Origin of the sequence: Actinoplanes utahensis, assembly GCF_016862455.1 — a bacterium.
Taxonomy (GTDB): domain Bacteria; phylum Actinomycetota; class Actinomycetes; order Mycobacteriales; family Micromonosporaceae; genus Actinoplanes; species Actinoplanes utahensis.
In genome coordinates this window covers 24155-46718 of the sequence record NZ_BOMZ01000045.1, presented here as the reverse complement: position 1 = coordinate 46718, position 22564 = coordinate 24155, and the positions used below count along the sequence as shown (strand labels likewise).

Here is a 22564-nt window from a genome sequence, read left to right as displayed (position 1 = left end):
CATGGCCTCACGTTCCGCGCCGGCCGACATCCGGCTTCGCCTCCGTCCGCCGCGCCGGCGGCTCGACCGCCGTTTCATTCTGTGGCAGACGTTGCAGGCCGTCTTCTGGGGTGCGGGGGTGCTGGGGGTGCTGGGCGGGCTCTTCTGGTACGCGGAGAGCTGGCGCCCGTGGCTCCTCCCGATCATCGGGGTCGCCGCCGTGACCTTCGCGGTCGAAATCACGATCATGCCGACCTGGCACTTCCGGGTGCACCGCTGGGAGGCCACCGACGACGCCGTCTACGCCCTCACCGGCTCGTTCACCCGCAAATGGCAGATCGTGCCCATCTCTCGCATCCAGAGCATCGACACCGAGATCGGCCCGTTGCAGCGGCGTCTCGGTCTCGCCACCATCACCGTCACCACCGCCTCCTCGGAAGGCAAGATCTCCATCGAGGGCGTGAACGCGGCGGAGGCCGAGGTGACCGTCGACCGGCTGCGCGAGATCACCGGCGCCAGCGAAGGCGACGCGACATGACCGTCTCCCCCGAACTGGACAGCGGCCCGGACGAGACGGTGACCGGAGCGGAGCAGCCGTGGCGGCAGCTGAGCATCCGCGTCGTCCACCTCGGGCTGATCCGCCTGGTGCTGTCGTCAGTCACCGGTTTCGCCGGGATCGCGCTCCGCGACGATCCGGTGTGGCCGCTGGTGATCGGCGCCGTCATCGGCCTGCTCCGGGCCCTGTCGGATCTGAAACGCTGGCAGTCGACCCGGTACCGGATCACCGCACAGCGGGTGGAGATGCGTACCGGGTGGATCGCCCGCAAGCACCGGATCGTGGCCCGGGACCGGATCCGCAGCGTGGACAGTGCGGCCCAGCTGCTGCCTCGGCTGCTGGGGTTGCGCACGGTGCGCATCGGCTCCGGCGAGTCGGCCAGTTCGTTCCGCCTCGACGCCCTGGACCGCCGGCACGCCGCCCTCGTGCAGAGGGAACTGATGCCCGGCCACGCGAGCGAGCCCGTCGCCACGGCGGCCGACGGCAGCGAAGCCGACGTCCCGGACACCGATGTCCCGGACACCGTCATCGCCGGGATGCGGCGCGGCTGGGTGCTGCTGAACGCGGTGTCGGTGTGGGCGGTCCTCGCGGTCGCCGGCCCGCTGTTGGCGCTGTACTGGCCGCTGAAAGCGCTCGGCTTCGACCTGCTCGGACTGGGCCGTGACCTGTTCGGCTGGGACACTCGCAGTCTCGCCGCCAACCTCGGACTGCTGCTGCTGATCGGCTATCCGCTCGGCATCGCCGCGTCGGCCGTCGCGTTCGCCGTCGAGAACTGGAACTTCCGGCTGGTCCGGACCGGCACCGCCCCGGACACCGCCCTGGTGACCAGCAAAGGTCTGCTCAGCACCCAGACCGTGCAGCGTTCCGACGCACGGATCCGCGGGATCGCGTTCGCGGAGCCGCTGCTGCTGCGCTGGCTGCGGCTCGTCCGGACCGACCTGCTGCTCACCGGGCAGGGCGGAACGGGCGAGGCATCCGGCGGCGGCATCCTGCCGCGGATCCGCCGCGACGAGGCCCGGGAGATCGCGGCCCGGATCCTGCCCGACGGCGCCCGGCCCCTCGAAGCCCGACTGCGGCGGCATCCCCACGGCGCGCTGATCCGGCGGCTCGGCTGGGCGGTCCACTACCCGGCGCTGATGTCCGGCACGCTGACGCTGTTCACCGTGAGCGGGGCGCTGCCCGGATGGGTGTGGCCGCTGCCGCTGCTGCTGACGCCGGTCACGGTGCCGCTAGCCCTGGTCGCGTACCGGGCCCTCGGCCACACCGTGCTCCGGGACTATGTGGTGGTGCGCGGCGGGCCGCTGACCCGCCGCACGGTCGCGCTGCAACGACGGGCGGTGATCGGCTGGACCGTCCGGCAGTCGATCTTCCAGCGCCGGGGTGGCCGGGCGACCGTCGTGGTGGCGACATCGGCCGGGGAACGGCACTACACGGCGTCGGACGTGACCGTCGACCAGGCTCTCGCACTGATCACCGAGACCACCCCGCAGCTGCGGGTCAGCCGCTGAACGCCTGGTCGCGCAGGGCCGCGTACAGATCGTCGGTCTCCGCCACCGCCGCCCGGTGCCGGGCGAGCAGCGCGCCGACGACGGCGGCCCGGCGGCTGAACTCGGCCTGGGCGGGCAGCGGCGGCACCGGGATCTCCAGGGTCCTCAGGCGGCCCATGCTGATCCGGGCCCGGGTCTGCCCGAACCGGAGCCGGCGGGCCCCGGCCACGGTGCCGGGCATGTTGAGGGCCGCGCACACGTACTCCGGGGTGGCGACGGCAGGGTCCACCCGCACCTGGACACAGTCGGCCTTGTTCAGGGCCCGGTCCAGCCAGGACGGCTGGACGCAGGCGCGCGGGGCCGGGTCGCCGAGCGTCGCGACGAGGACGTCGCCGGGCAGGCACGGGTGGCGGCGCAGCGTGGCGAAATGCTCCTCGGAGACGTACGCCCGGTCATGATCGGCGAACTCCCCCGCGCCGATGTTCTGCAGCCGGACCACCCGCACCCCCGAGCCGGCGTAGTGGGCGGTCTTCAGATCCGAGCCGAACGGGCCGTCCGACATCATCGACACCAGCGCGCCGAGCGGCTTGCGCGCCCACCGCCCGGGAACGGCCTCCGGAGCGCCGAACATCTCCGTGAAGATCGCCGGAACCAGCGTGTCCAGCAGCTCACCGGCCCGGCCGCGCCGGTCGCGCAAGCCGTCCGCGCGGCTCAGCCGGGCGGCGATCCGTTCCTGCTCGGAACGGCCGGGCAGCGGGATCTCCAGCTCCCGGACGGCACGGTCGGAGACGGCGGGATAGCTCTGGCCGGTGGCCCGGCCGGTCAGGGCGGCCACGAAACGCGGGGTGCGTACCCAGTGGAACAGGTACCGGCTGTCCAGCCGCCCACCCGGGCGGAGCACACAGAACCCGGTCGACGCGGTCGCCCCGTCCAGGTCGTCGCCGACCAGGGCGACCCCGTTCAGGTTCGGCCGGACCAGCGGGACCAGCACGTCACCGGCGCGCACCAGCTGGCGGGCCCGGCTCGGTGCCGCCGCCGACGGCACCGTCCGGTCGCCGGTGATCCGTTTCGTCCGCTGGTCGATCGCGCCGAGGTCGATGTAGCGGAAACAGCCGTCCGGCGCGGTCCGCGGATCCCAGGTCCGCACCTGCCGGACCACCTCGCCGATCCGGGCCGTCCTCACCGCAGCATCGCCTTCAGCTCCGCCAGATCCTGCCGGATCTCTCCGTCGAGGACTTCCAGCTCGCCGAGGATCTCCAGGGGCGGCCGGTGCTCCGGGACGGTGTGGACGACGCTGCGGTAGCGGTTCAGCGTCAGGTCGTACCCCTGCTCGGCGATCTCCTCCCGGGGGACGCAGAAACTCTGGCCGGTACGCGGCCGGTCCCGCTCGGTGCTGTCCCGGCGCGGCCAGCGCGCCAGCAGATCCGGCAGGTCGTCGTGGTCGTGCGGGACACGTTTGTCGTCCAGGCTGAAACCGTCCGCGGCCACCTCGTAGAACCACACCCGATCGGTGCCGCCGTCATCGGTGCGGGTGAAGAACAGAACAGCCGTGGAGACACCGGCGTACGGCTTGAAGACACCGCCCGGCAACCGCACCACCGCGTCCAGCCGGTGATCCTCGACCAGCATGCGGCGCAGATCCCGGTGCGCCCGCGTCGACCCGAACAGCACCCCCTCCGGCACGATCACCGCGGCCCGCCCACCGGGCGCCAGCAGGCGCAGAACGAGCGCCAGGAACAGCAGCTCGGTCTTCCTCGTCGGGGCGATCGCCCGCAGGTCCGGCGCGGTCGCCGCCACGTCGAGGCTGCCGGCGAACGGCGGGTTCGCCAGGATCAGCGTGTACCGGCCGGCGTCACCGTCCGCGTCCTCCCCCAGCGAGTCGCGGTAGCGGATGTCCGGCCGCTCCACCCCGTGCAGCAGCATGTTCATGCTGGCGATCCGCAGCATGGTCCGGTCGAAGTCGAAACCGTGCAGCCGCCCCGCCGCCCCGCCGACGTGCTCCGCCGCCGCCACCAGGAAACCGGCGGTACCGCACGCCGGATCGCAGATCTCGTCCTCCGGGCCGGGCGCCGTCATCGCCACGATCGCCCGGATGATGTGCCGGGGCGTACGGAACTGGCCGTTCTGTCCCGCCGTGGCGAGCCGGCCCAGCATGTACTCGTACAGGTCGCCCTTGGTGTCCCGGTCCGCCAGCGGCAGCTCCCCGATCATCGCGACCGCCTTGACCAGCAGGTGCGCCGTCGGAATCGTGAACCGGGCGTCCCGCATGTGGTGCGCGTAGGTCGAGTCGCCGCCGGCCAGCCCGCGCAGCCACGGGAACACCTCGTCCCGGACCACCGCGAACATCCGCTCCGGCTCGTCCATCGCGGTGAACGCGCTCCACCGCAGATGCCGGGTCCGATCGGTGTAGACGTCCAGGTCGTCGAGCCGCCGGATGAACATCAGGTAGGTGATCTGCTCGAGCACCTCGAGCGGATTCGAGATCCCGCCCGACCAGAAGGCATCCCACACCCGGTCGATCCTGCGTTTGAGCTGCCCGGTAATCACCGGCGCAGACTAGCCGAACAGCCACCTCGCGGAGCCGAACCGCGCCGCCGCACCAGCGCGTAGCGTGCACGGTCCAAGCTGACTCCTGACCACTAGGCTCGGAGCGAGAAGACTCTGGCACGTGCCCACAGCGGGCACGGAAGGAGGGATCGTGTCCGACGGCGCACGCGACTTCGACGGCCTCTACAAAGCGTTGCTGGAGGCTCATCCGCACGATGCGTTACGGGTCCCGTGCGGTGCCCGGCTGCCGCTGGCCCTGTGGTCGCGCAAACCACCGCCCGACCTCGTCGACCGGGTCGCCGACCAGGTCGACGCCACCACCCACATCGAGGACAAGATCGTCCAGGCCGAACTCAGGATGCTCGTGGGAGGCCCGCTGGCGAACCAGTTCCTCGACGCACGTCGGAGGAGAGGCATGCACAGCCTCCTCGAACAGTCAGAGTCCGGCCGCGAGATGGCCCGTGTCAACCGCGAAAAAGGCATCGCGGAGAACCGCTTCGCCTCGATGCGAACGCTCTGCGGGCGAAATTCGGCGACATCCCCGATCTGGACGACCTGGCCCGGAGACTGGCCGATGACGACTACGACGGGAACCTCGTCCGCGTCGGTGACGCAACCCTGGAGGATCTGCGGTCCTGACCGTCCGTGGCAGGGCGGGCCGCCAGCCGGGAGCCGGCGCGGACACGAATGGATGATGCCGGAACGGTAGGGAAAAGGCGGCGCAGTAGCCTTCGCGGGACGGGCGAGGGGGCTGGTTTGGCGCGGTTGGAGTTGTCGGAGGAGGAGGCCGCGGTCTTCCAGGCCGTGGGCGCGCGGGCGTTCCTCCGGGCGCGGGCACTGGTGCAGGCCGGCGAGATCGTCGAGGCGTCCTGGGATCGGCTGACCGGCAAGGTCTCCGGGTTGCTGCAGGACGAGGCCGGCCGGGTGCGGGCCACCGTGCTTCTCGCGCCGGACGGTTCGGTGAAGAGCGTCGACGGCAGGTGCACCTGCGACTGGGCGCCGGACTGCGGTCATATCGTCGCGACGGTGCTGGCTTCGGGCACGGCGGCGATCCCCCGGCAGGCCGTCTCGTCGTGGGAGGCGGCGCTGGCCTCGCTCACCGGGACCGCTGCGGCCCGCGGTGACACGCGACCCGCAGCGGCCCGCGGTACCACACGGCCGGAGTTGGGCCTGCAGTTCGAGTTGGACGCCGCGGAGTGGCGGATCGGGCTGCGGCCGGTGGTGCCGGGCCGGACCGGCTGGGTCCGGAGCGGGATCTCGTGGCGTTCACTGGACGATTCCTACTACACCCGGGCTCCGGGAACGGACCGTCATCTGGCGCTGCTGCGGGAGTTGCGGTCACAGACCCAGACCGCAGGTGACTACTACCGGTACTACTTCGACGAGCGGGTTCTCTACCTCGACGACTTTCCGACGCGGCGGGTGTGGGATGTGCTGCTGGAGCTGCAGGAGACCGGGCTGCCGCTGGTCGCGGCGGGGCGTGGCGACGCGGATCCGGTGACGGTGCGGGCCGAGCCGGTGGATTTCTCGGTGCGGGCCGACCGTGACGGCGGGGATCTGCGACTGCGTCCGGTCCTCACCGACGGTGACACGGTGCTGGAACAGTTCGCCCTGGTCGGCGAGCCAGCGCACGGGGTCGCCTGGTGGGATGTGGTCAAAGGCAGACCGCGGGCGCTGCGCCTGGCGCCACTGGCCCGGCCGGTGGGTCCGGAATCGGCGCTGGCCCTGTCCGCGCCGCCGATCGTGGTTCCGGCGCGGGAGGAGCCGCGGTTCCTGCGGCAGTACTATCCGGGCCTGGCCCGGCAGGCCATGGTGGTCGCGGTCGACGACTCGGTGACGCTGCCGGATCTCGCCCGGGCGACGCTGACGATGACCCTCCGGCGGCTTCCCGGGCACCGCCTGTCGGTGACGTGGGAGTGGGTGTCGGCGTTCGATCTCCGGGAGCCTCTGGACCACGGGCCCGCGGCGGTCGAGCCGAAGGCGCGGACGTTACGGCTGGTCACGGACCAGGTCAAGGGCGAGGGGTACGGGCTGACCGAGGTGGCGCCGGGTGGCGTACGGCTGCTGCCGGAGACCGTGGTCGGCGGCGACGTCATGCTGCGGGTGCTCCGGGACGTGGTTCCGCTGCTGCAGGACACATCCGGGGCGGCGGTGGAGCTGCGGCTGGACGAGGCCGGGCCGGAGTACCTCGAGTCGACGGAGCCGCCGGTCGTCACGTTCGCCGATGTCGGCGCCGGTGACCGGGACTGGTTCGATCTCACGGTGCGGGTGACGGTCGGTGGCGAGGCCGTCGAGTTCCAGAGCCTGTTCGTGGCGCTCGCCGCCGAGCAGGAGTTCCTGATTCTGCCGAGCGGCCGGTACTTCACTCTGGACCGTCCCGAGTTCCGGCAGTTGCGGGAGCTGATCGCCGAGTCGCGGGCGTTGCAGGACGCGCCGGCCGGTGTGCTGCGGGTCGGCCGCTTGCAGCCGGGTGTGTGGGACGAGTTGGACGGGTTGGGTGAGGTGACCGGGCCGGCCGTGGCCTGGCAGGACGCGGTGCGGGAGTTGTGCGAGAGCGGGCCGGGTTCGGTTCCGGAGGTGCCGGACGGTCTGCGGGTCACGCTGCGCGGTTATCAGCGGGAGGGTTTCGGCTGGCTGGCGACCCTTTACCGGCACGGCATCGGCGGGGTGCTCGCCGACGACATGGGCCTGGGTAAGACCGTGCAGACACTGGCGTTGATCGCGCACGCCAAGGCGGAGATTCCGTTCCTGGTGGTGGCTCCGGCGAGTGTGGTGAGCAACTGGGCGTTCGAGAGTCGCCGCTTCGCCCCGGATCTGACGGTGCGGATGGTGCAGGAGACGCAGGCGCGCCGGTCGGCGACGCTGGCCGAGTTCGCGGCGGGCGCGGATGTCGTGGTCACCTCGTACACGCTGTTCCGGCTCGAATTCGACGGCTATGCCGCGCTGCCGTGGGCGGGCCTGATCCTGGACGAGGCGCAGTTCGTGAAGAACGCGGCGTCGCAGGGCTACCGCTGTGCCCGCGAGCTGCCGGCCGATTTCAAGCTGGCGATCACCGGCACGCCGATGGAGAACAATCTGGCGGAGCTGTGGGCGCTGCTGTCGATCACCTCGCCGGGGCTGCTGGCCCGCCTCGACCGGTTCACCGAGTTCTACCGCCGCCCGATCGAGCGGGAGCAGGATCAGGAGCGGCTGGCGCTGCTGCGGCGCCGGATCCGGCCGTTGATGCTGCGCCGCCGCAAGACCGAGGTGGTCGAGGAGCTGCCGGCCAAGCAGGAGCAGATCGTGGAGCTGGAGCTGAACGCGAAGCAGCGCCGGATCTACCAGACCTATCTGCAGCGGGAGCGGCAGAAGGTGCTGGGTCTGCTCGGGGATCTGCGGAAGAACCGGTTCGAGATCTTCCGGTCGCTGACGCTGCTGCGCCAGGCCGCCCTGGATGTGGGCCTGGTCGACGCCGATCATGCCGGGGTGGCGTCGACGAAACTCGACGCGCTGGCCGAGCGGGTCGCCGAGATCGTGGCGGAGGGGCACCGGATTCTGGTGTTCAGCCAGTTCACCCGGTTCCTGGGCGCGGCCCGGGACCGCCTCGAAAGCGCCGGGATCGGGTGCGCCTATCTGGACGGGCGAACCACCCGCCGCGCCGAGGTGATCGACGGCTTCAAGAGCGGGGACGCGCCGGTGTTCCTGATCAGTCTCAAGTCGGGTGGGTTCGGGTTGAACCTGACCGAGGCCGACTACTGCATCATGCTGGATCCGTGGTGGAACCCGGCGACGGAGGCGCAGGCGGTCGACCGGATCCACCGGATCGGGCAGACCCGCAAGGTGATGGTCTACCGGCTGGTCGCGAGGGACACCATCGAGGAGAAGGTGATGGCCCTGCAGGCGCGTAAGGCCGAACTGTTCGGCAGTGTCCTGGACGGTGGCGAGTTCGCGTCGGCGGAGCTCACCGCGGTGGACATCCGGGGTCTGCTGGAGTGACACCGCGGTACCGCCCCGCCGCCGAGCGGCGGGACGCGGGACTGACAACCGTGCCGCGGGCGGTGCAGAATCGGGCATGACCTCGCAGATGCCGGATCTGGTCCGGTTCCGCGGCACGGAGTTCATCGTGACGGCCGTCGACGGCACGGTCCTGTTCGATCCGCAGGCGTACGGTCACCGGCCGGTGCCGCTGGGTTCGGCCTGCTGGCGGGGCTTCTTCTGCGAGTACACGGTGAACGGTGACCGTCTCGAACTGACGACGGTGTGTCTCGGCCCGTCCGACGGCGGCGGCCGGCCACCGGTCCTGTTCGGCACGAAGCCGGGCCGGGCGTCGCGGATCTTCCGGTCCGGCCACGGCTACACCGGCCTGGCGGCGCCGGTCGCGTTCACCGGACGGCTGCTGCTCGGCGACGGCCACGTCGCCGTCGGCTACCTGAACATGGGTTTCCGTCCCGCCTGGCTGTGCGCGGAGGTCGTCGAGGCCCACTTCACCGACGGCGTGCTCACCGCCGAGCATGACCGGTCCGCCGCGGCGGCCGAGGTCCGCGACCGGCTGGGCGAGGCGGGCCTGCGCCCCCGCGACGACGGCGACCGCGGCGCCTGGATCGACCGGACGTTCTCGCTCTCCTTCGACTACAGCCTGCCCACCCCATGACAACCTTTTCGCGGTACGGGCCACGCATCGTCCCCGGACCATCCGGCGGCTACGGCAGGCGGTCCGTGCGGACCGTCCCCCGCCGCTTGAGACAGCCGTGAGAACCAGCCCGGGGGGTGAACCGGAACAGCGCCGTCCGGAGACCCGGACGGCGCTGTTTTCCTTCCCCCCGGAAGGTCCTACTTACCGCGACGCTTGTTCAGGATGTCCAGGGCGACCGCGGCGATCAGCACCAGACCCTTGATGACCTGCTGGTACGCCGGGTCGGTACCCATGATGGAGAGGCCCATGTTGAGCACACCCATGATCAGGGCGCCGATGATCGCACCGGTGATCTTGCCGATACCGCCGTTGACCGAGGTACCGCCGATGAAGGCCGCGGCGATCGCGTCCAGCTCGTAGTTGGTGCCGGCCGCGGCGATGCCGGCGCCGGCCCGCGAGGTGGTGACGACCGCGGCGACACCGGCGAGCAGACCCATGTTCACGAAGATCAGGAAGTTGACCCGCTTGGTCTTCACACCGCTGAGCATCGCGGCGGGCAGGTTGCCGCCCATCGCGTAGATGTGCCGGCCGAAGATCGTGTTGTTCATCAGGAACGTGTAGATCAGCACCAGCACGCCGACGATGATCAGCACGATCGGGGTGCCGGCGGCGCTGGACGCCAGCAGGTAGGTGATCGCGCCGATGGCCAGGGCCGACAGGACCAGCTTGCCGATGAACGCGGCGAACGGCTCGGTGTGCAGGTCCAGCTTCTTCAGCTCGCCCCGGGCCCGGATCTGGGCGAGCGCGAGACCGACGAAGGCGAAGACGCCGATGAACACGGTGATGCCGTCGAGGTTGCCGATGTAGCCCAGCGCGGCCGGCAGCGAGCCGTTGCTGATGTCGTTGAAGCCGCCCGGCAGGCCGGCGATGGTCTGGTCGAGGATGACGATGGCCAGACCGCGGAACAGCAGCATGCCACCGAGGGTGACGATGAAGGCGGGGATGCCGGCGTACGCCACCCAGAAGCCCTGCCAGCAGCCGACCAGGCCGCCGACCAGCACGGAGAGGGCGACCGCGAGGGGCCACGACAGCTCGAAGTCGGTGATCAGGACGGCGCAGATGCCACCGACGAACGCGACGACGGAACCCACCGACAGGTCGATGTGCCCGGCCACGATCACCATGACCATGCCGATGGTCAGGATGAACACGTACGCGTTCTGCTGGATCAGCGCGGCGATGTTGTCCGGGTTGAGCATCAGGCCGTCGGTCGTGACCTGGAAGATCGCGACGATCACCAGCAGCGCGGCGATCATGCCGTACTGCTGGATGTTCTGACCGAGGTAGGCCTTGAGCGACCCGCCGTTGTTCTTCTTGCTGGGCTCGGGCTGTGCCGTCGGCTGCTCGAGCGTGGTGGGGGCGCTCACCGCGTTGCTCCGCTCTTCTCCATGGTCATGTAGCGCATGAGGCTCTCCTGGCTGGCCTCGGCGCGGGGAAGTTGCCCGGTGATCCGGCCCTGGCTCATCGCGTAGATCCGGTCGCAGATGCCGAGCAGCTCGGGCAGCTCCGAGGAGATCACGATGACGGCCTTGCCGGAGTCCGCGAGCTTGTTGATGATCTCGTAGATCTCGTACTTGGCGCCGACGTCGATGCCGCGGGTGGGCTCGTCGAGGATCAGCACCTCGGGCTCGGTGAAGAGCCACTTGGCGAGCACGACCTTCTGCTGGTTGCCACCGGACAGCTTGCCGACGACCACGTCCACGCTGTTGGCGCGGGTCTTCATGTCCTTGCGGAACTGCTCGGACATGACGACCTCGCGGCCGGCGTCGACCACACCACCCTTGGTGATGCGCTTGAGCTTCGCCGAGGTGGTGTTGCGCTTGATGTCCTCGATCAGGTTGAGGCCGTAGTGCTTGCGGTCCTCGGTCGCGTACGCGATGCCGTGCTCGATCGCCGCGTCCACCGACTTGATCGACACCTGCTTGCCGTGCAGGAACAGCTTGCCGGAGATGTTCGCGCCCCAGCTGCGGCCGAAGACGCTCATGGCCAGCTCGGTGCGGCCGGCGCCCATCAGCCCGGCGATGCCGACGATCTCGCCGGCGCGCACGTTCAGGCTGGCGTTGTCGACGACGACCCGGCTGTGGTCGACGGGGTGGTGCACGGTCCAGTCCTCGATCCGCAGCACCTCCTCGCCGATGGTCGGGGTGTGCTCCGGGTAGCGGTGCTCCAGGTCGCGGCCGACCATGCCGCGGATGATGCGCTCCTCGGTGACCGGCTCGGCGCCGTGCATGTCGAGGGTCTCGATGCTCTTGCCGTCGCGGATGATCGTCGTGCTGTCGGCGATCGCGGCGATCTCGTTGAGCTTGTGCGAGATGATGATCGACGTGATCCCCTGCCCCTGGAGGTGGCGGATCAGGTCGAGCAGGTGCGCGGAGTCCTCGTCGTTGAGCGCCGCAGTGGGCTCGTCGAGGATGAGCAGCTTGACCTTCTTGGAGAGCGCCTTGGCGATCTCCACGAGCTGCTGCTTGCCGACCCCGATGTCCTGGATCCTGGTGTCCGGGGATTCGTCCAGCCCGACCCGGGCAAGCAGGTCGGCAGCCTGCTTGTTGGTCTGGGCCCAGTTGATGACGCCACCCTTGGCCCGCTCGTTGCCGAGGAAGATGTTCTCGGCGATGGAGAGGAAGGGGCTGAGCGCCAGCTCCTGGTGGATGATGACGATGCCGCGCTCCTCGGAGTCACGGGTCGTCTTGAACCTGCAGGTCTCGCCTTCGAAGACGATGTCACCCTCGTACGTGCCGTGCGGGTACACGCCCGACAGCACCTTCATCAGGGTCGACTTGCCCGCGCCGTTCTCACCACAAATGGCGTGAACCTCCCCGCGGGCCACGCTCAGCGTGACGTCCGAGAGCGCCTTGACGCCCGGGAAGGTCTTGGTGATCCCCCGCATCTCGAGGATCGGGGTCGTGTCGTTGGCCATCGCACACAACTCGCTTGCTCTAGGTCGGACCGGAACCGGCCAGGCCCACCGGGAAGGGGCCTGGCCGGGTACGACTACTTACAGGCCGAGCTTGTCGGCGGTGTAGAAGCCGGAGTCGACGAGCTTGGTCTTGACGTCGGCCTTGGTGACGACGACCGGCGGGAGCAGGTACGACGGGACGACCTTGTTGCCGTTGTTGTAGGTCTTCTCGTCGTTGACCTCGACGGTGCCGCCCTTGACGATCGAGTCGACCATCTTCAGAACCTGGTCACCCAGGGTACGGGTGTCCTTCCAGACCGTCATCGACTGCTTGTCGGCGAGGATGTTCTTGGTGTTCGCCAGGTCGGCGTCCTGACCGGTGATGATCGGGTAGTCGGCGCCCGGCTTGTAGCCCTTGGACTCCAGCGACTGGGCGATGCCCAGGGCCAGGGAGTCGTTCGGGGACAGGACGACGTTGACCTTCTTGCCGCCGGTGTAGAACGAGTTCAGGCGGTTGTCCATCTCGGACTGCGCGGTCTCGGTCTTCCAGCCCTTGACGGAGACCTTGGTCCACTCGTCGTTGCTGGCCGGCTTCTTGCCGGACGGGACGACGAGCTTGCCGCTGTCCAGGTACGGCTTGAGGACGTCCCACGCGCCGGAGAAGAAGAACTTGGCGTTGTTGTCGTCGTCCGAGCCGGCGAAGGGCTCCAGGTTGAACGGGCCCTTGCCGTCCTTGAGGCCCAGCTTCTCGACGATGAACTCGCCCTGGAGCTTGCCGACCTGGTAGTTGTCGAAGGTCGCGTAGTAGTCGACGTTCGGCGTCGAGTTGATCAGACGGTCGTAGGCGATGACCTTGACCTTCTTCTCAGCGGCCTTCTCCAGCGCCGGCGCGAGCGCGGTGCCGTCGATCGAGGCCACGACCAGAACCTTCGGGTTCTGGTTGATCATGTTCTGGATCTGGGTGATCTGCTGCTCGACGCTGTCGGCGTGCTGCAGAGAAGTCTGGTAGCCCGCCTTCTTGAGGATCTCGTCGAGGTGCGAGCCGTCCTTGTTCCAGCGCTCGAGGCTCTTCTGCGGCATCGCGATGCCGATCAGGTTCGAGGCGGACGCGCCGGAGTCGGTGGAACCCTCGTCGCGGGTGCTGCTGCAGGCGGAGGTCGCGGCCAGCGAGGCCGCCAGCGCGACGGACGCGAGGACCCGGAAGTTCTTGGACACCTCGTCGTCTCCTTTCTATGGGGCCCGCGCTCGGCGGGCCTGCGAACCTTCGATTTGTTGCTGCGCACAACATACGGCTATGACGCGGGAGTTTCACGAGGGGGTTCGTAACGGCTGCGTAACACTGCCTGTGACCGCCGGAGCGAAGAGTAACGGCGCAAGCCCGAGGGCGGCGACGGGCTGTAATCACAACGCCATCATCGTATTTGTTGGCCACGGCGACTAATGCTGGGCACTAATTGATTACTGGGCGCAGTCCCCCCGTCACCGGCACGGCCGGCATGCCACCTGCCCGTTCCACGGTCCCGTCCCGCTGCGGCCGATCCCCGCGCGACGTCACGTCGCGTGCTTGAATGACCGGTCGTGACCAGCCTGACCCTCCCTCCCCCGCTCCACGACGGAACCGTCCGCGTACGGCCGTGGCGCGACACGGACCTGGCCTGCGTCGAACAGGCCGCCCAGGACCACCGGATCCCGCAGGGCACCACCGTTCCCGCGCGCTACACCACCGAGGCGGGCCTGGCCTACATCGCCCGCCAGCACGCCCGGTTCACCTCCGGGGAAGGCATCGCGCTCGCGATCGCCGACCAGCGCACCGACCAGGCCGTCGGTCACATCAATCTGATGCTGCGCCCGCAGCCGGGGGTCGCCGGCATCGGCTACTGGATCGTCCCCGCCGCCCGGCGCCAGGGCATCGCCGCCCGAGCCGTCTCGCTCGCAACCACCTGGGGCCTCGGAGCCGGCGGCTTCGCCCGCATCGAAGCCTGGGTCGAACCGGACAACCACGCGTCCCGACGAGTGCTGGAGACCAACGGCTACCTGCGGGAAGGACTACTCCGCAGCTTCTTCACCATCGGCACCCGCCGCGCCGACATGCTCGTCTACTCCCGCATCGCCGCCGAGACCGCGAGCTGACCCCCATCGGCCCCTGGCTCCCCGGGCCTCACCCAGACCGGCCCGCCTCGGCACCGTGAGCCGGCCGAGGTTCTCCGGCTGGTCGTCACGGCGGCCTCGTCGGCCCAAGACAGCCCGGCCAGGTGAGCTCCCGCCGGCGGTGATCGCCGTGATCGGGGCGGCAGAAGCAGCGCGCGGCCGTAGGGTCGGGGCATGGACGTGCGAGGCGCGCGGGCGAACGTCGCGCGGATGGTGGGCAACACCGCCCTGGTGACGGGCCTGTTGGCTGCCGGGTTCGGGCCGGCGTTGCTCGGCGGGCTCCTGGTCGTCATCGGTGTCGGGCTACGGCTCGAGGCGGCGATCCACGAGACCCGCTGACACGGCGAACCGGATCGTGGCCGGGCATGCGTAGCCCGGCACGGCGCCGGACCGGATCGAGACCGGGCATGCGCAGCCCGGCACTGGCCGGCAGAAAGAGGGCCGCTGGGGGCGGAGATCGACGCCTACGATTCCGCGCATGAATCATGATCAGTCCGAGCGGACCGCTTTCGATTTCGAGCAGTACGGCCGCCGCGTACGGGAAGGACCCTGCTTCGTCTGCGCCTTTCTCGACGGGCACGAGGACTACCGGCACCACACGCTGTACGAGGACGACGACACCGTCGCGTTTCTCACCCGCCACCCGGTCCAACTCGGGTACTGCCTGGTGGCGCCGAAACGACATGTCGAAAGTTGGATCCACGACATGGAGGAGCCCGAGTTCCTTCGTCTCCAGGCGGTGGTCCGCAGGGTCGCGCTCGCCGTGGCGGCCACCGTACCGACGGAGCGGATGTACGCGCTGAGCCTCGGCAGCCGGCAGGGCAACGCACACCTGCACTGGCACCTCGCCGCTCTACCGCCCGGCGTGCCGTACGACCGGCAGCAGTTCCATGCCGTCATGGCCGAGAACGGGGTCCTGCCGGTGGACGACGCGACCCAGGAGGCCCTCGCCCGGCGCATCCGGCAACATCTCTGAACCTTGACCCCCACCGGCGGCAGGCCGGGCACGGCAGCGGGCCGGGGACCGGAAGGTACGGGACCGGAGGGTGCGGGACCGGAAGGTGCGGGACCGGAAGGTGCGGGACCGGAAGGTGCGGGACACGCCGGAGACGGCAGCCCGTCGTGGTGTGCGGGCTGCCGTCGAGCCGGCCAGGGTCAGCGGGCGGGAAGCCGGTTGAAGACGGCGCGGGACCAGAGGATCCCGGCGATCGACAGCAGCGTCCACCACAGGACGGCGGGAAGCCAGCCGTCGCCGGCGGGAAGGCCGGCGAGCAGGTTGCGGACCGTGTCCATCAGGGGAGTCAGGGGCTGGTGTTCGGCGATCCAGCGGGCGCCGGGGCTCATCGCCTCGGTGGGCACGAAGGCGCTGCTCACGAAGGTGCCGAAGGTGAACAGCAGGGACAGCGAGTTGGCGCCGGCCTCGGTCTTGGCGACGATGCCGAAAGCGCAGGTGATCCAGCTGACGGCGAACGTGGCCAAAGCCAGCAGACCGGCGATGGCGAGCCACCCGGCGGCGGTCGCCTGAGGGCGGAAACCGCAGGCGAAAGCGATCCCGACGACCAGCAGCAGGCTCAGCAGGGTCCGGATCATGCTGCCGCCGACCTGGCCGGACAGCACCGCGATCCGGGGGACGGCCATCGTGCGCAGGCGGGTGATCAGGCCCTCGCGCATGTCGGCGTTGACGTTGAGCGCGGTCGCGGAACCGCCGCCACCGATCGCCATCAGCAGGATGCCGGGCACCAGATAGTCGATGTAGGCGCCGTCGGCGGCGGCCCCCACGGCTCCGCCGAAGACGTAGTGGAACAGCAGCAGCATCAGCGTCGCCGTACCGATGCCGGAGATCGTCATCAGCGGGAACCGCAGCATGTGCTTGAGGTCGCGGCGCAGCATGACGGCCGAGTCGGCGATCACGTGACTCATCGGAGGCCTCCGGTCAGGGCGAAGAACACGTCGTCGAGGGTGGAGTCGGCGCCGACGGAGTCCTTCAGCTCGGCGGCGGTGCCGGAGGCGACGATCACGCCGTGGTCGAGCAGGCTGATCCGGTCGGCGAGCTGGTCGGCCTCGTCCAGGTACTGCGTGGTGAGGAAGATGGTGACGCCGTCGGCGACCAGGCCGCGGACGATCTCCCACATGGTGCGGCGGCTGCGTGGGTCCAGGCCGGTGGTCGGCTCGTCCAGGAAGATCAGCTTCGGGTCGCCGACCAGGGTCATCGCCAGGTCGAGGCGACGGCGCATACCACCGGAGTAGGTGTGCACCGGCCGGTCGGCGGCGCCGGTGAGGTCGAAGCGGGTCAGCAGGTCACCGACGATCGCGGACCTCTGCGCGAGGTGGCGCAGGTCGGCGACCAGACGCAGATTCTCCCGGCCGGTGAGCCACACGTCGACGGCGGAGAACTGTCCGGTCACCCCGATCAGCGCACGGATGGCGCCCGGGTCGCGGCGCAGGTCGTGGCCACCGATCTCCACCCGGCCGGCGTCGGGGGCGAGCAGGGTGGTGAGGATGTGCACCATCGTGGTCTTGCCGGCCCCGTTGGGGCCGAGCAGGGCGTGGACGGTGCCGCGCGGCACGGTCAGGTCGACGCCGTCGAGGACGGCGTGGCCGCCGAACGACTTGCGCAGCCCGGAAACAGTGATCATGGGACTCCCATGCTCGGATGTCAGATGTCGAGGTCCTCCACCGCCGGCTGGTCCAGGATGGAGGCGATCGCGTCGTAGAAGTCGGACGGGATGAGCTCACGGAACTCCTCGACGGTGTCGACCACGTCGAGGGTGGCCTCGCCTGGCAGCACTCCCCAGGTCTGGGCCGAGCCGAGATAGGCCTGCAGCATCGCGCGGATGCCCGGCTCGCGCTGGTCACCGGACCAGAAGTGTTCCTCGGACCGTTGCGTGTGCACCACGAAACGGCCTTTCTGGCTGCGGTAGACCCGGAACCGCTCGTCGGAGCCTTTCGGTGTGGTGCGGTTCCAATCGCCGAGCAGAACCCCGGTGAAGCGGACCTTGCGACCCGGTTTGGGGCCGACCTTCACCGTGATCTCCTCGAAGCCCTCCCGGCGGCCCTCCATCGCCTCGACGTAACGCCGCAGCGCAGTGGAGATGGTCGCCGACAGGTTGCCCCCGGACAGCTCCTGAGCTCTCGCGAAAAGCTGCAGGTCGTCATCCGAGACATAGATCGTCTTGTTGGGCATCGGGCACCTCGCCCTCTCTACGTTGAGTATACATATACATGGGCTATGCGTATAGACCATGGAACTCGCGGACAGGACCTCCGACCCTGCCAGGCCCGCACTGACCGGACCACGCTGGGATCATGACCACCCGGACGGCAGTTCTCGCCCACGCGGCGCGCCTGGCCCGGCACGCCCCCTCGATCCTCAACACCCAGCCCTGGCAGTGGCGGATCGGCCGGCACACCGCCGAACTCCGCCCGGACCCCGCCCGCCACCTCCCCCACCTCGACCCCGACGACCACCTCCTCCGGCTCAGCTGCGGCGCCGCCCTGCACCACGCCGTCACCACCCTGCACGCCCTCGGCTGGGACGTCACCGTCGACCGCGGCACCGACCCGCTCGCCACGCTCACCCTCGGCGACCCCGCACCCCAGCGCGACACCGACCTCGCCGCCGCCATCACCCGGCGACACACCGACCGGCGCGCCTTCCGCGCCCAACCCCCCAGCGACGAGATCATCGCCGATCTGCGGCGGGCCGTGCGCGTCCACGGCCTCGACACCCATCCGGTACGCCGCGACGAAGTCCCCCTCCTCGCCGCCGCCACCGCCCGCGCCGCCCGCGACGCCGCCCACCGCCCCGGCCACCTCACCGAGATCACCCACTGGGCTCCCGGCGGCCCCTCCGCCGGCGGCCGGCGTCCCGTACCCCTCCGCGCCCTGCACGGACCCGCCACCGGCGACGGCGACATCGGCGCCCGCTACCTCGTCCTGCACGGCACCGGCGCCCCCGACTGGCTCCGCGCCGGCGAGGCCCTGTCCGCCCTGCTGCTCACCGCCACCGTCCACGGCGTCGCCTGCTCCCCGATGAGCGAACTCGTCGAAGCCCCCTGGCCCCGCGGCATGCTCGCCACCCTCATCGGCGGACCCGCCCAGCCCTACCTGGTCATCCGCACCGGCTACCCGACCGACGACGAACCGCCCCCGGCCACACCACGGCGACCGGAGGCGGAAACCACGTCCTACCTGTTCACGGGTGCATCCGCGCACCCTTGACGATCTTGTCGACACCCGAGCGCGGCCCGTGCACGGCCAACCCCACCAGATCCAGATCAGCCGTACGGACCGCGCGCACCGCCTCCCGATTGGCGCCGTCGTGCCCGGTCGCGAACAGATCCGACGTGAACACCGACATCGGCACCGCACTCCGCAACGCCCGCCCATGCGCCGCCGCCAGCACCTCACCACCACCCTCGAACACCATCACCGGCTGCCGGAACATCGGCAGATACGCCACCTCATCGGCGTCGAGGTACGGCTGCCCCACCACCTCCGGAACAGCCGTACCGAGACCCGAGACGAGAAAAGCGGTGACATTCAACCGCTGCCAGGTGAGCAGGTCGTCGCGCAACACAACCGCGATCTTGGTGGAGAACCTCATGCGCCCCATCGTCGGCCGAACCCCACCACCAGGTCTTGTACGCTTTTGACGTGCCTCTGCTCCGCTCCTGGCGCCCGCCACTGCCCGGGATCGCCGAGGTGCTGCACGCCCGGTTCGAGCAACACGCCTACCCCATGCACGCCCACGACACCTGGACCGTGCTGCTCGTCGACGACGGCGCCGTCCGCTACGACCTCGACCGGCACGAACGCGGCGCCTTCGGCGACCTCGTCACCGTGCTGCCACCCCGCATCCCGCACAACGGCACCTCGGCCCGGCCCGGCGGCTTCCGCAAACGCGTCCTCTACCTCGAGGAGAACCAGCTCCCGGTACGCCTCACCGGCGCCACCATCGACACCCCCGCCATCACCGACCAGCCCCTGCACGACACGATCTCAAGGGTGCACCGCCTCCTGCGTACCCCCGGAGAGACCCCTCTCGCCGAAGACCTGCTGACCCTCGCCCTCGCCCGGCTCCGCACCCACCTCGGGGACACCGCCGACCGGCGCCCGCCGTCGCGGGCCGCCGCCGTCACCCTCCGCGACCTTCTCGAAGAACACATCGTCGACGGCCTGCCCCTGTCCACCGCCGCCGCGCTCCTGCACTTCGACCCGGCACACCTGGTCCGCTCGTTCCGCCGCGCCTACGGCATGACCCCGCACCAGTACGTCGTCTCCCGCCGCGTCGACGTGGCCCGCCGCCTCATCCTCACCGGCCAGCCCCTGCGCACCGTCGCCGCCGCCAGCGGCTTCCACGACCAGCCCCACCTCAACCGCCACTTCAAACGCATCCTCGGCGTCACCCCCGGCCGCTTCACCGCCGGCACCTCACCGTGACCTAACGGGGCACCATCCAGTCCAGCACCGGAGTCCCCTGCAAGGTCACCAGCACACACATGAACAGCAGCAGGACCAGACTCCAGCCGACCACCCGCCGGAAGATGTCACCCTCCTTACCGGCCATGCCGACCGCCGAGGCCGCGATCGCCAGGTTCTGCGGGCTGATCATCTTGCCGAGCACGCCGCCGGACGAGTTCGCCGCCGCCAGCAGCACCGGATCCAGCCCGGCCTGCACCGCCGTCTGCACCTGCAGAGCCCCGAACAACGCGTTCGACGACGTATCCGAACCGGTCACGGCCACGCCGATCCAGCCGAGGATCGACGACAGGAACACGAAGACACCGCCGGTGGCGGCCAGGAACTCACCGAGGGTCGCGGTCTGCCCGGACTGATTGAGGACGTACGCCAGAGCCAGCACCGCCATCACCGTCACGATCGCATGCCGCAGTTCGACGTAGGTACGGGCGTACGCCTTCACCGCGTCGACCGGGCGGATCCGCAGGACGATCGCGGTCAGGACACCGGCCAGGATCATCAGGGTGCCGGCCGCGGGCAGCCAGCCGAACGTGAAGTTCGTCGACGCGAGAGCCTTGCCGTCGGCGCCGACGATGTCCAGACCCGGCCACGGGAACACGACGGTCCACGGCTCCCCGGCGAGAACGGTCTTGATCGGGCCCAGGTTCGCGATCGAGAAGATGGCGATGATGATCAGGTACGGCGCGTACGCCCGCAGCACCTCCACCGGCGCATCCCGGCGAACCGCCACTCCCCCGCCCTCCACCGGCCCGGGATCGGCGACCTCCCCCGCCCCGGCCGCAGGCTCGGCGTGCAGGTCCGGACTCTCCGACGGACGCCACACACGCAGCAACAGGACCACGGCGGCCGCCGCGACAAGGGCGGCGACGATGTCGGTGAGCGGAACCGAGATGTAGTTCGCCGCGACGAACTGACTGACCCCGAACGTCAACCCCGCGACGAGAGCGACCGGCCAGGTCTGCCGGACGCCACGGCGCCCGTCCACCACCGCCACGAGCACCAGCGGTACGACCACCGCGAGGATCGGAGTCTGCCGGCCCACCATCGCCCCCAGCGTGTCGGCGTTGAGCCGCGGATCGGCGACCGCACCCGACGTCACCGTGCCCAGCGTGACGATCGGCGTGGCCAGAGCGCCGAACGCGACCGGGGCGGTGTTCGCGATCAACGCCACGGCCGCCGCCTGCAACGGCCGGAACCCGAGCGCCATCAACATCACCACGGTCACGGCGACCGGCGTACCGAACCCGGCAAGGGCCTCCAGAAGCGCGCCGAAACAGAACGCCACGATGATCGCCTGGATCCGCATGTCCGGGCTGACCCGCTCCATCGACCGCCGCAGCACGTCGAAATGCCCGCTCACCACGGTCAGGTTGTAGACCCAGATGGCGTTGAGGACGATCCACAGAATCGGGAAGAACCCGAACGCCGCACCCTCACTGGCCGACAGCAGCGCCTGCCCGATCGGCATCGAATAGACCGCCACCGCGACGACCAGCGCCACCCCGAGCGAGATCAGGCCGGCCAGCCAGGCCCGCATCCGCACCAGACCGAGCAGCAGGAACAGCGTCAGCAGCGACAACGAGGCGAAGATCGCGGACAGCGCGACGGATCCCCCCACCGGATCGGTCACGATCGTGAACTGTTCAAACATGACAGCCATCCAGGTTCATCGATCAGCTATCCGGCAATCTAGTCCCCTCCCCCCGAACCGCAAGCGCTCACCACCGACCCCGCTCCAGCCCGAGCCACTCGGCCCCACCCGCGTCGCAGCGACAGCCGGGCCCGCCGTCAACGGGCGGGACCGCCCGGCCCCGATTCCTTCCGGCCGGCCGAGGTGTCTCGGCTGGCTCTCAGTGCTGCTTCAACCGGGGCGCGAGACAGCGCTGAGAGCCAGCCGGTCAAGATCTGTCGCTGCCCCGACAGGACCTCACAACCTGTAGCGCATCCTAGGAGGCTAGTTCATTGAGGGCGGCCAGGGCAGAGATGACGTTGCGGGCCGCAGGGGGTTCGGGTCGGAATGGGTTCGAGGCAGACGAAGGGCGCGAGTCTTCTGAGGCCCAGGCGGTCACGGGTGGCGGAGGAAGAGATGGCGCGGTTCGCACGAGGCGCGGGCGGGCACCGCGGGCGGCGCGGACGCGGGCGCGGGCGCCGGGCGGCACAGGCACGGGCGGCACAGGCACGGGCGGCACAGGTGAGGCCAGGCGCGGGCGGGGCCGGAAGGCGGGGTTGCGGGAGGCGAGGATGGTGGGGTGATGGATTGGCGAAAGGATCGGGTCGGGGCGGCGCTGGGTGGGGAGAATCCGACGGTTCTCCGGCGGTTGCCGGGAGGGTTCGCGGTGATCGGGGATGTGCAGTGGCTGCCCGGGTATTGCCTGCTGCTGACCGATGATCCGGCCGCCGGGCGGCTCAGCGATCTGCCGCGGCCACGACGGCTGGCCTTTCTGGACAGTATGGAACGGCTCGGGGAAGCGGTGGAACGGGCCTGCGCCGAGCTCGATCCCGCCTTCCGCCGGATCAACCTGGAGATTCTCGGCAATACCGATCCGTACCTGCACGCGCACATCTGGCCGCGGTACGACTGGGAGCCGCCGGAGATCGTCGGCCGGCCGGTCTGGCTCTATCCGCGGGAACGCTGGTCCGACCCGGCGACTGCCCTCGGCCCGGCCCACGACCCGATCCGGAACGTGGTCCAACGCCACCTGGCGGCTGTCATGGGAGATGGATGACGGCGGTGCCGGCCCCGCGGTCGTCTTCGCCGCCGGCCCGATCGGGTTCGCCGTGCGCGCCCCGCTGTCCGG

General features: G+C 70.0%; 20 protein-coding genes and 1 pseudogene. 11 read left to right on the top strand and 10 right to left on the bottom strand.

The features are described 5' to 3' along the window. The first annotated feature begins 1 nt into the window (after position 1). Both Aut01nite_RS17225 and Aut01nite_RS17220 read left to right on the top strand, forming a co-directional pair. Positions 2–517: a PH domain-containing protein gene (locus Aut01nite_RS17225; RefSeq protein ID WP_043527789.1), complete on the top strand. Its 516-nt coding sequence runs from the start codon at positions 2–4 to the stop codon at positions 515–517. Next, the gene (locus tag Aut01nite_RS17220; protein ID WP_043527790.1) at positions 514–2043 is read left to right on the top strand and encodes a PH domain-containing protein; all 1530 of its coding nucleotides are present in this window, start codon (positions 514–516) and stop codon (positions 2041–2043) included. The genes Aut01nite_RS17225 and Aut01nite_RS17220 overlap by 4 nt, the downstream gene beginning before the upstream one ends. Here Aut01nite_RS17220 and Aut01nite_RS17215 read toward each other — a convergent pair. Both Aut01nite_RS17215 and Aut01nite_RS17210 read right to left on the bottom strand, forming a co-directional pair. Next, positions 2033–3205 carry a restriction endonuclease subunit S domain-containing protein gene (locus Aut01nite_RS17215; RefSeq protein ID WP_052164039.1) on the bottom strand — a complete coding sequence of 391 codons (1173 nt, stop codon included), beginning with the start codon at positions 3203–3205 and terminating at the stop codon, positions 2033–2035. The two genes, Aut01nite_RS17220 and Aut01nite_RS17215, sit on opposite strands and share 11 nt — an antisense overlap. After that, entirely contained in the window at positions 3202–4569 is a 1368-nt protein-coding gene (locus Aut01nite_RS17210; RefSeq protein WP_043527792.1) for a type I restriction-modification system subunit M, read from the bottom strand. The genes Aut01nite_RS17215 and Aut01nite_RS17210 overlap by 4 nt, the downstream gene beginning before the upstream one ends. A 151-nt stretch (positions 4570–4720) precedes the next feature. On the opposite strand from Aut01nite_RS17210, the gene Aut01nite_RS17205 reads away from it, so the two are divergent. The 3 genes from Aut01nite_RS17205 (at position 4721) to Aut01nite_RS17195 (ending at position 9199) form a co-directional block, all read left to right on the top strand. Further along, positions 4721–5278, top strand: a complete 558-nt coding sequence (locus Aut01nite_RS17205; RefSeq protein WP_043527793.1) for a hypothetical protein — start codon at positions 4721–4723, stop codon at positions 5276–5278. A gap of 47 nt (positions 5279–5325) precedes the next feature. Further along, positions 5326–8544, top strand: a complete 3219-nt coding sequence (locus Aut01nite_RS17200) for a DEAD/DEAH box helicase (RefSeq protein WP_043527795.1) — start codon at positions 5326–5328, stop codon at positions 8542–8544. 76 nt (positions 8545–8620) lie between these two features. Next, a complete protein-coding gene (locus Aut01nite_RS17195; RefSeq protein ID WP_043527797.1) occupies positions 8621–9199 on the top strand; it encodes a hypothetical protein in 579 nt (192 codons plus the stop codon). A 179-nt stretch (positions 9200–9378) separates the two neighbouring features. Here the strand turns inward: Aut01nite_RS17195 and mmsB are convergent, their stop codons facing one another. From mmsB to chvE, 3 genes are all read right to left on the bottom strand, one after another. Further along, the gene (gene mmsB, locus Aut01nite_RS17190; protein WP_043527798.1) at positions 9379–10608 is read right to left on the bottom strand and encodes a multiple monosaccharide ABC transporter permease; all 1230 of its coding nucleotides are present in this window, start codon (positions 10606–10608) and stop codon (positions 9379–9381) included. Next, positions 10605–12158, bottom strand: a complete 1554-nt coding sequence (gene mmsA / locus Aut01nite_RS17185; RefSeq protein ID WP_043527800.1) for a multiple monosaccharide ABC transporter ATP-binding protein — start codon at positions 12156–12158, stop codon at positions 10605–10607. Before mmsA ends, mmsB begins: the two co-directional genes overlap by 4 nt. Before the next feature lie 78 nt (positions 12159–12236). Then, a complete protein-coding gene (chvE, locus tag Aut01nite_RS17180; protein ID WP_043527802.1) occupies positions 12237–13352 on the bottom strand; it encodes a multiple monosaccharide ABC transporter substrate-binding protein in 1116 nt (371 codons plus the stop codon). Between the two features lie 363 nt (positions 13353–13715). On the opposite strand from chvE, the gene Aut01nite_RS17175 reads away from it, so the two are divergent. The 3 genes from Aut01nite_RS17175 (at position 13716) to Aut01nite_RS17165 (ending at position 15261) form a co-directional block, all read left to right on the top strand. Next, entirely contained in the window at positions 13716–14267 is a 552-nt protein-coding gene (locus tag Aut01nite_RS17175) for a GNAT family N-acetyltransferase (protein ID WP_043527803.1), read from the top strand. A 192-nt stretch (positions 14268–14459) separates the two neighbouring features. Continuing rightward, positions 14460–14624, top strand: coding sequence for a hypothetical protein (locus tag Aut01nite_RS17170; protein WP_161790681.1), 165 nt, complete (start codon positions 14460–14462; stop codon positions 14622–14624). A 139-nt stretch (positions 14625–14763) separates the two neighbouring features. After that, positions 14764–15261, top strand: coding sequence for an HIT family protein (locus Aut01nite_RS17165; protein WP_043527805.1), 498 nt, complete (start codon positions 14764–14766; stop codon positions 15259–15261). A 179-nt stretch (positions 15262–15440) separates the two neighbouring features. Here Aut01nite_RS17165 and Aut01nite_RS17160 read toward each other — a convergent pair whose 3' ends face one another. From Aut01nite_RS17160 to Aut01nite_RS17150, 3 genes and pseudogenes are all read right to left on the bottom strand, one after another. Then, positions 15441–16205 carry an ABC transporter permease gene (locus Aut01nite_RS17160; protein WP_043527807.1) on the bottom strand — a complete coding sequence of 255 codons (765 nt, stop codon included), beginning with the start codon at positions 16203–16205 and terminating at the stop codon, positions 15441–15443. Positions 16206–16267: 62 nt separating this feature from the next. Beyond that, positions 16268–16921, bottom strand: a pseudogene (locus Aut01nite_RS17155) (ABC transporter ATP-binding protein); the annotation flags it as partial. A 20-nt stretch (positions 16922–16941) separates the two neighbouring features. Continuing rightward, positions 16942–17469, bottom strand: a complete 528-nt coding sequence (locus tag Aut01nite_RS17150) for an EXLDI protein (protein WP_043527808.1) — start codon at positions 17467–17469, stop codon at positions 16942–16944. Between the two features lie 122 nt (positions 17470–17591). On the opposite strand from Aut01nite_RS17150, the gene Aut01nite_RS17145 reads away from it, so the two are divergent. Further along, positions 17592–18506 (top strand): Acg family FMN-binding oxidoreductase, encoded by a 915-nt coding sequence (locus Aut01nite_RS17145; protein WP_052164042.1) that lies wholly within the window; start codon positions 17592–17594, stop codon positions 18504–18506. Here Aut01nite_RS17145 and Aut01nite_RS17140 read toward each other — a convergent pair. Then, on the bottom strand, positions 18481–18891 hold the full coding sequence (locus Aut01nite_RS17140; protein WP_201775563.1) for a DUF2000 domain-containing protein: 411 nt from the start codon (positions 18889–18891) through the stop codon (positions 18481–18483). The genes Aut01nite_RS17145 and Aut01nite_RS17140 overlap by 26 nt on opposite strands. A gap of 50 nt (positions 18892–18941) precedes the next feature. On the opposite strand from Aut01nite_RS17140, the gene Aut01nite_RS17135 reads away from it, so the two are divergent. Next, positions 18942–19727, top strand: a complete 786-nt coding sequence (locus Aut01nite_RS17135) for an AraC family transcriptional regulator (protein ID WP_043527812.1) — start codon at positions 18942–18944, stop codon at positions 19725–19727. Position 19728: 1 nt separating this feature from the next. On the opposite strand, the gene Aut01nite_RS17130 is transcribed toward Aut01nite_RS17135, so the two are convergent. Further along, a complete protein-coding gene (locus Aut01nite_RS17130) occupies positions 19729–21417 on the bottom strand; it encodes an L-lactate permease (protein ID WP_043527814.1) in 1689 nt (562 codons plus the stop codon). Positions 21418–22018: 601 nt separating this feature from the next. Here Aut01nite_RS17130 and Aut01nite_RS17125 point away from each other — a divergent pair. After that, positions 22019–22492, top strand: a complete 474-nt coding sequence (locus tag Aut01nite_RS17125) for an HIT family protein (protein ID WP_043527816.1) — start codon at positions 22019–22021, stop codon at positions 22490–22492. The last annotated feature ends 72 nt before the right edge of the window (positions 22493–22564 follow it).

Excerpts from the sequence above, each read along its gene's own strand:
- Aut01nite_RS17225 (WP_043527789.1), top strand. The coding sequence starts at position 2 with ATGGCCTCACGTTCCGCGCCGGCCGACATCCGGCTTCGCCTCCGTCCG.
- Aut01nite_RS17220 (WP_043527790.1), top strand. The coding sequence starts at position 514 with ATGACCGTCTCCCCCGAACTGGACAGCGGCCCGGACGAGACGGTGACC.
- Aut01nite_RS17195 (WP_043527797.1), top strand. The coding sequence starts at position 8,621 with ATGACCTCGCAGATGCCGGATCTGGTCCGGTTCCGCGGCACGGAGTTC.
- mmsA (WP_043527800.1), bottom strand. The coding sequence starts at position 12,158 with ATGGCCAACGACACGACCCCGATCCTCGAGATGCGGGGGATCACCAAG.
- Aut01nite_RS17170 (WP_161790681.1), top strand. The coding sequence starts at position 14,460 with ATGGACGTGCGAGGCGCGCGGGCGAACGTCGCGCGGATGGTGGGCAAC.
- Aut01nite_RS17165 (WP_043527805.1), top strand. The coding sequence starts at position 14,764 with ATGAATCATGATCAGTCCGAGCGGACCGCTTTCGATTTCGAGCAGTAC.
- Aut01nite_RS17160 (WP_043527807.1), bottom strand. The coding sequence starts at position 16,205 with ATGAGTCACGTGATCGCCGACTCGGCCGTCATGCTGCGCCGCGACCTC.
- Aut01nite_RS17150 (WP_043527808.1), bottom strand. The coding sequence starts at position 17,469 with ATGCCCAACAAGACGATCTATGTCTCGGATGACGACCTGCAGCTTTTC.
- Aut01nite_RS17145 (WP_052164042.1), top strand. The coding sequence starts at position 17,592 with ATGACCACCCGGACGGCAGTTCTCGCCCACGCGGCGCGCCTGGCCCGG.
- Aut01nite_RS17140 (WP_201775563.1), bottom strand. The coding sequence starts at position 18,891 with ATGAGGTTCTCCACCAAGATCGCGGTTGTGTTGCGCGACGACCTGCTC.
- Aut01nite_RS17130 (WP_043527814.1), bottom strand. The coding sequence starts at position 21,417 with ATGTTTGAACAGTTCACGATCGTGACCGATCCGGTGGGGGGATCCGTC.
- Aut01nite_RS17125 (WP_043527816.1), top strand. The coding sequence starts at position 22,019 with ATGGATTGGCGAAAGGATCGGGTCGGGGCGGCGCTGGGTGGGGAGAAT.